The organism is Blautia sp. An46, assembly GCF_002161645.1.
Classification (GTDB): domain Bacteria; phylum Bacillota; class Clostridia; order Lachnospirales; family Lachnospiraceae; genus Blautia; species Blautia ornithocaccae.
Genome location: NZ_NFIF01000058.1, coordinates 1 through 894, shown reverse-complemented (window position 1 = coordinate 894; position 894 = coordinate 1). Strand labels below are relative to the sequence as shown.

The 894-nt window shown below is 44.1% G+C and carries 1 protein-coding gene; it reads left to right on the top strand.

The window, feature by feature from the left end; translation table 11 throughout:
* Positions 1-894, top strand: an 894-nt coding sequence (locus B5G00_RS18490; protein ID WP_206423814.1) for an IS91 family transposase, incomplete at both ends; no start/stop codon positions are given.

Below are 894 nucleotides of genomic sequence, written 5' to 3'. Positions count from 1 at the left end.
CTTGAAAAGTATTCCCCTTCCCCTGAACAGGCAAAAGTTTCCCGGAACATCATAAACTGTAAAACCGGAGCTTATGGTGCGAATGTCAGCATATGTGAGGATTGTGGTACCGTTCAGATTCATTATAACTCCTGTCGTAACCGCTGTTGTCCCATGTGCCAGGCTGTTCCAAAGGAAATGTGGATGGATGCCCGCAGGGAAGATGTACTTGATGCACCTTACTTTCATCTCGTATTTACAGTTCCGGATATCTTGAATCCAGTCATTTACAGTAATCAGAAGCAATTGTATGACACCCTGTATCACGCTGCTTCTGCTACAATCAGCGAACTGGCTGCTGACCCAAAGCATCTTGGGGCTTCCGTTGGATATATCTGCATCCTGCATACATGGGGTTCTGAAATGAACTTTCATCCCCATATCCACACAATACTGCTTGGCGGAGGATTGACACCAAAAAATGAATGGAAGGATAACGGCACTGAATTTTTCCTTCCAATCCAGGTCATTTCCAAAGTATTCCGCGGAAAATACATGGAAGAATTGAAAAACCTTTGGGAGACCGACCGGCTTGAGTTTCATGGAACAGCCGAAAAATACCGTAACCATTATGCATTCAAAGAACTGCTTGATACCTGTTACTCTGCGGAGTGGATCCCTTATTGTAAGAAAACCTTTCACGGTGCACAGTCTGTGATTGATTATCTTGGAAAATACACCCATCGGATTGCTATTAGCAATCATCGCATCATCCGTATGGATGATGAAACCGTCACTTTTTCTGTGAAAGATTACCGGAACAAAGGGCAGTGGAAAGAACTGACCCTTTCCGGTATCGAATTCATACGACGTTTTTTGATGCATGTCCCCCCAAAGCGTTTTGTACGAATTCGG